The sequence below is a fragment of the Pseudoalteromonas sp. SG44-8 genome (assembly GCF_014164125.1).
Lineage (GTDB): Bacteria > Pseudomonadota > Gammaproteobacteria > Enterobacterales > Alteromonadaceae > Pseudoalteromonas > Pseudoalteromonas rhizosphaerae.
Genome location: NZ_JACJEQ010000058.1, coordinates 1 through 5,799 on the forward strand (window position 1 = coordinate 1; position 5,799 = coordinate 5,799).

A 5,799-nucleotide genomic window follows, 5' to 3' on the forward strand; every position below is an offset into this window, starting at 1 on the left:
CTTACAGCTTACAGCTTACAGCTTACAGCTTACAGCTTACAGCTTTATATAACCGACCCAAGTTGGAAAATAGGTAAGTACATGGCAATAATTAAACCGCCAACCAGTACGCCGAGTACCGCCATAATAAGTGGCTCTAATAGGCTTGATAAACCATCTACCGCATCATCAACTTCTTGCTCATAAATAGTAGCGACTTTTGCTAGCATGCCATCTAAAGAGCCTGACTCTTCACCTATGGCTACCATTTGTATCACCATATCAGGGAATATTTTTGAGTTGCGCATCGCCCAGTTCATTTGATTACCCGAGCTTACTTCAGCTTTTATATCTAAAATAGCATAACGATAAACAGCATTGCCAGAGGCCCCCGCAGCAGAATCAAGTGCATCAACCAATGGCACACCGGCAGCAAAGGTGGTCGAAAGCGTACGAGCATAACGTGCCACCGCAGCTTTGTTTAAAATCATACCAATTACCGGGAGTTTTAAAATAGCACGGTCATTAGCATCCCGTAGTTTTTTGCTTTTTAGTAGCGCCTCTTTATAGGTATAACCAAAGCCAACAAGGGCAATTAACATCATCCACCAGTATTCTTGCATAAACTCAGAGATGGCAATGACCATTAAAGTAAATGCAGGGAGTTCTGCACCAAAACCGGCAAAAATATCTTGAAATTGTGGGACCACAAAAATAAGCAAAATAGAGGTGACTATTAACGCTACTACCAATACCGCAATAGGGTAGAACATGGCTTTTTTAATTTTTGACTTTAGCGCTTCGGATTTTTCTTTATAAAGGGCAACGCGGTCAAATATTTTATCCAGTGCACCAGATTGCTCACCGGAGGCGACTAAATCACAATACAAATCATCAAAATAACGCGGGTGTTTACGAAGTGCATTGGAAAGAGTACCACCGGCTTTGACCTCATCACCAATAGTTTCCATCAGTTTGCCAACACTTTTATTGGTAGCGCCAGTGCCAATCATTTCTATTGATTGAATCAACGGGACGCCCGCCATTAGCATAGTGGCAATTTGCCGCGTCACTAAAGCGATATCTTTGGGGGTAATAGCCTGCATACGCACGCCGAACAAAGGCTTGGCTTTACGTTTAACTTTTGAGGGGGTGATGCCCTGTTTACGTAATTGGGCTTTGACTAAAGCTATACTTGCGCCTGTCATTTCGCCTTCAAGGCGTTTTCCACGAGCGCTCACTCCAACCCATTGAAAAATGTCTTGCTTATTAGCGGGTTTTTGTGTGGTCATTGAAAAGCCTCTAAATTAAAAAAAGGGTAGCAAATGATGCTACCCAATAATTTGTTTATTCTTTTATATTTTAGGTCTTGCTAAGCTTATGGAGCAGGAGGAGTACAATTTGTAGCAAATTCAGCTGCTACTGTTGTAGTACATGCCCATGCACTAGTTGCTGCTGTGTAAGTATAAGTTACTGTTTTTGTATTTAAATTAGTATTCGCGCCAGCAAATGTGTACGTTAATGCATATGTTGCTGCATTTGCTGCGTAATCAGCAGGAGCGCCAATTGAGCCATAAGCTCCAGCTGTCTTTAAGCCAAGGCTTGCCCCAGTGAAAGCTGCACCCTGTGATACTCGCTCTTGAACTGCAACTCTTGCTCCGCTAAGAAGCGAGTGAGCTTCTGAAAATTGAGAGCGCGCGATGTAGTTTTGATATTGCGGGATAGCGATAGCCGCCAAAATACCGATGATTGCTACTACAATCATTAATTCAATTAGGGTAAAACCCTTTTGACTTTGTTGTGTCATTTTTTCCATGTTCCTCTCCTAAAGGATAGTGTTTTTTGTAAGCTAAATAAATTATGTTAGTAAAGTGTGTAATCACGTTAGCTATTGTAACTGCTTTATCTTACGGTTTTTTTAAAATCGTTAAATTACTAATACCTAACCCAGTGCCTAGCTAAATAATGCTGGATAGGTTTTAGCAACTATTAAAATTACTCTGTTAGATCTACTTTAGCACTAAAACAGCTGATTGAAAGCGGCTTTAACTGCATTTCATCGAATTTTAAAAACTTTCTTCACCCACTACTTGGTATTAATGTTGTTTATTTAACTCACAGCTTTCATCAAAGTAGCCGTGCGGTGTAAAACAATACCTGAAAGTAGTTCTTTAGAATTGGTTGAAAGTTAATTCATTCATCCTAGAGGCTTACATTAGCACTATTTCGTATTATATAAAGCACTAAAATTAACATTTTGTTACAGTGTAAGCCTTTCGGCGTATTTAATGCTTTTTTAATCAGTTTGTCAACGCATTAGGGAAACATAATATTTGTTATTTAGTTTGATTATTACTCAAAGCGCATTGATAAATCGATTGACTGTAAATTTTTTGTAAGTGCCCCGCTGGATATAAAATCGACCCCAGCCTGTGAGTAGGTGCGCAGTGTTTCTAAGGTCATATTACCCGAGACTTCTAATTTAGCGCGCTTATCGGTCAGTACCACTGCTTGTTGAATTTGCTCAACGCTAAAGTTATCCAGCATTATAATATCAGCACCGGCTGTAATGGCTTGATCTAGCTCAATAAGTGATTCGACTTCTACTTCTACTGGTTTAGTTGGATGATTAAGTTTTGCTTGCGCTACGGCTTTATCGATGCCACCACAGGCGGCAATGTGGTTTTCTTTAATTAAAAACGCATCAAATAAGCCAATGCGATGATTTGCGCCACCGCCACATTTGACCGCGTACTTTTGTAATGCACGTAGGCCCGGAATTGTTTTACGGGTATCGAGTAGTTGGGTGTTGGTGCCACTGAGTTCTTTTACATAATGTGCTGTGGTGGTTGCTGTACCTGACAAGGTTTGTACAAAATTAAGTGCGGTACGTTCGGCTGTTAAAATAGCGCGGGCAGAACCTATTGCTGTAAATAAGGTATCGTTAGCTTTAACTGTATCACCATCATTTACCAATACATTAACTGCTACACTCGGATCAACTTGTTTGAATACTTCTAAGATAATGTCTTTTCCGCAAAACACGCAATCTTCACGGGTGATCACTTTGGCATTAGCGTGCTGCGCCGCTGGAATTAATTGCGCGGTGATGTCGCCTTGTTCGGCTGTTTGGTAATTTAAATCTTCATCAAGGGCAAGTTTAACCAATTGGCTTAAAAGGCTGTGTGGGATAGACATTATAAAAGCTCATTATAATTAGGAAATTGCACAAATTTTACATGGTTTGAAAGTGAAAGAGAAGGCTGAAGCTATAAGTTTGATTAGGTTCTAGGTTCTAGGTTTTAGGAAGTGACTAGGTGCTAGGGTGTATTCGAAGCTCCTCGCTCGAAGCCCGTGGCATTTGTTCTTCTCATTCACTTCTCTTTGTGCAAAAGTCTTTTAGTGATTTATTCACCACAACAGAGATCATTGAGCTCACAGAAGAAAAATCAATAGGTAATAGTGATTAACTTTACTTTTGTCTTCTCGGTGTAGCAAAGCGCCTCGGTGGGCTCGGTGGTGAAATAGTGTGTCTGTGTAAATGTAAAAACAGTCGCGAGGTAAACTCGCTGCTACCAATACGTAGGCGCGGGTTTACCCCGCGTATATTCACAAACAGGTTATGAGACGCCGCGCATTAGAGAAGTAATTTAAAAATATGGACTAGGTTTTAGGAAGTGACTAGATGCTAGGGCATATTCGAAGCTCCCCGCTCGAAGCTCCCCGCTCGAAGCCCGTGGCATTTGTTCTTCTCATTCACTTCTCTTTGTGCAAAAGTCTTTTAGTGATTTATTCACCACAGAGAGCACCGAGCTCACAGAGGAAAAACCAATAGGTAATAGTTATTAACTTTACTTTTGTCTTCTCGGTGTAGCAAAGCGCCTCGGTGGGCTCGGTGGTTAAATAGTGTGTCTGTGTAAATGTAAAAACAGTCGCGAGGTAAACTCGCTGCTACCAATGCGTAGGTGCGGGTTTACCCCGCGCAATTAAAATTTATTCACAAAGAGGATAAGAGGCGCTGCGCATTAGAGAAATAATTTAAAAATAGGGACTAGGTTTTAGGAAGTGACTAGGTGCTAGGGTGTATTCGAAGCTCGTCGCTCGAAGCACACAGCGTTTTTCTTCTCTGCGTAGCGCCTCCTGCCCTCGGTGGTGAAATTGGTTTGTCTATGGAAATGTAGAAACAATCGCGAGGTAAACTCGCTGCTACCGGCGCAAAACAATGAAAGTGCTTTGCTGTTATTCTACTTGGAAATCTATTAGCATCTGACTATGCATTTATTTACAGGCCATTATGAATATAAACTATGAAAATAAACTCTTTTGGTGTTGTTAGTACCGCTATCCAGCGACCAAGTACGCATTTTGATGAGCGCCCACTAGGTGAGGAAATATCTTTATTAGTGATTCATAATATTTCCTTGCCAGCAGGGCAGTTTGCCACGCCGTTTGTGGATGATTTGTTTATGGGATGTATTGATTGCCAAGCACACCCTAGCTTTGCTGATTTAAAGGGGTTGAGAGTTTCAGCACATTGTTTTATCAAACGCAGCGGTGAAATAGTTCAGTATGTGCCTTTTAGTAAACGTGCTTGGCATGCTGGCCAGTCTGAGTTTTTAGGACGTAGTCAGTGTAATGATTTTAGTATTGGTATTGAGCTTGAAGGTACAGATACAACGGCGTATACCCAAAATCAATATAATGCATTACAATCCTTAACTAAGACATTGATATATAAATACCCAGCTATCACTCGCGAGCGTATTGTTGGCCATTGTCACATTGCATCAGGGCGAAAAACAGACCCTGGAGACAGTTTTGATTGGAATCATTATTTTGCTGCTATATTTTAACTAGCGCCAATTTGGAAAGAGAAAAGTATGATCTTAATTTCTATAATAATAGCTCTGATATTAGAGCGTTTAGGTGCCCGATCTGATTATTGGCAAATAAGCTATTACGCGCAAGGCTATTTAACACGTTCAAAAAAACAGCTTGGCGAGCAAGGTCTATTCAATTCGCCTGCAGGATTTATTATTTGGCTGTGTTTGCCGGTATTACTTGTGGCGGTTATTTTTACCTTATCTGATTTTGTATTATGGCAGTTAGCCATTAATGTGGCTGTGCTGCTGGTTTGCTTTGGCTGTGCTAAACAACGTGCTTTATATAAGTCCTATTTAAATGCGCTAACCCGTGATGATCAGCAAGCGGCAACCTTATATGCACTGCAAATGGGGCAAAAGAAAACGGAAGAGCAAAAAGGTGGCGAAACTTTTGGACAAACGTTGGCTTGGGTAAACTTTCGTTTTTATTGTGCAGTTATTTTTTGGTTTGTAATATTAGGCGTACCTGGCGCGACCTTGTATGCATTAGTACGTACTTTTGCTGATTTAGTGCAGGACGACCATAAAGTTGTGTATGCCAAACGATTTAAACTTATTCATTCATTATTATTTTGGCTTGATTGGTTACCAGCCAGAATCGCCAGCTTTGGTTATCTAGTAATAGGTAACTTTAATAAAGGCACCAGTTGCTGGCTGCATTATGCACTCGATTTTACAGTGAGTAACCGTAAAGTGGTTACTAATACCGCGCTTGCCGCAGAGCAAATAGAACAGCAACATTTTGGTTGCGCGTATGAAGCAACTTGTATGATGAAGCTTGTAAAACGAAATGTGTTATTTTACTTGGTGTTGATTGCCTTGCTAACGTTGTTTGGCGGGTTAGCGTAAATAAACAGGTGCTAGGTTTTAGGGAAGTTATTGTTAAAACCTAAAACCTAAAACCTAAAACCTAAAACCTAAAGCTTAATCTCCCAAC

The 5,799-nt window shown here is 40.6% G+C and carries 5 protein-coding genes; 2 read left to right on the top strand and 3 right to left on the bottom strand.

Annotation, left to right across the window (positions count from 1 at the left end; all coding sequences use genetic code 11):
- Positions 1–44: 44 nt before the first annotated feature.
- The 3 genes from H5163_RS20810 to nadC all read right to left on the bottom strand — a co-directional run bounded on the left by H5163_RS20810 (position 45) and on the right by nadC (position 3,177).
- Positions 45–1,271, bottom strand: coding sequence for a type II secretion system F family protein (locus tag H5163_RS20810; RefSeq protein WP_182735867.1), 1,227 nt, complete (start codon positions 1,269–1,271; stop codon positions 45–47).
- A gap of 86 nt (positions 1,272–1,357) precedes the next feature.
- Positions 1,358–1,795 carry a pilin gene (locus H5163_RS20815; protein ID WP_310736415.1) on the bottom strand — a complete coding sequence of 146 codons (438 nt, stop codon included), beginning with the start codon at positions 1,793–1,795 and terminating at the stop codon, positions 1,358–1,360.
- Positions 1,796–2,331: 536 nt separating this feature from the next.
- Positions 2,332–3,177, bottom strand: a complete 846-nt coding sequence (nadC, locus tag H5163_RS20820; protein ID WP_145235208.1) for a carboxylating nicotinate-nucleotide diphosphorylase — start codon at positions 3,175–3,177, stop codon at positions 2,332–2,334.
- A 1,109-nt stretch (positions 3,178–4,286) separates the two neighbouring features.
- On the opposite strand from nadC, the gene ampD reads away from it, so the two are divergent.
- Both ampD and ampE read left to right on the top strand, forming a co-directional pair.
- Positions 4,287–4,832, top strand: a complete 546-nt coding sequence (gene ampD, locus H5163_RS20825; protein WP_182718484.1) for a 1,6-anhydro-N-acetylmuramyl-L-alanine amidase AmpD — start codon at positions 4,287–4,289, stop codon at positions 4,830–4,832.
- A gap of 27 nt (positions 4,833–4,859) precedes the next feature.
- The gene (gene ampE, locus H5163_RS20830) at positions 4,860–5,711 is read left to right on the top strand and encodes a beta-lactamase regulator AmpE (protein WP_182731559.1); all 852 of its coding nucleotides are present in this window, start codon (positions 4,860–4,862) and stop codon (positions 5,709–5,711) included.
- The last annotated feature ends 88 nt before the right edge of the window (positions 5,712–5,799 follow it).

Coding starts and splice junctions, on each gene's coding strand:
- H5163_RS20810 (WP_182735867.1), bottom strand. CDS start 1,271: ATGACCACACAAAAACCCGCTAATAAGCAAGACATTTTTCAATGGGTT.
- H5163_RS20815 (WP_310736415.1), bottom strand. CDS start 1,795: ATGGAAAAAATGACACAACAAAGTCAAAAGGGTTTTACCCTAATTGAA.
- nadC (WP_145235208.1), bottom strand. CDS start 3,177: ATGTCTATCCCACACAGCCTTTTAAGCCAATTGGTTAAACTTGCCCTT.
- ampD (WP_182718484.1), top strand. CDS start 4,287: ATGAAAATAAACTCTTTTGGTGTTGTTAGTACCGCTATCCAGCGACCA.
- ampE (WP_182731559.1), top strand. CDS start 4,860: ATGATCTTAATTTCTATAATAATAGCTCTGATATTAGAGCGTTTAGGT.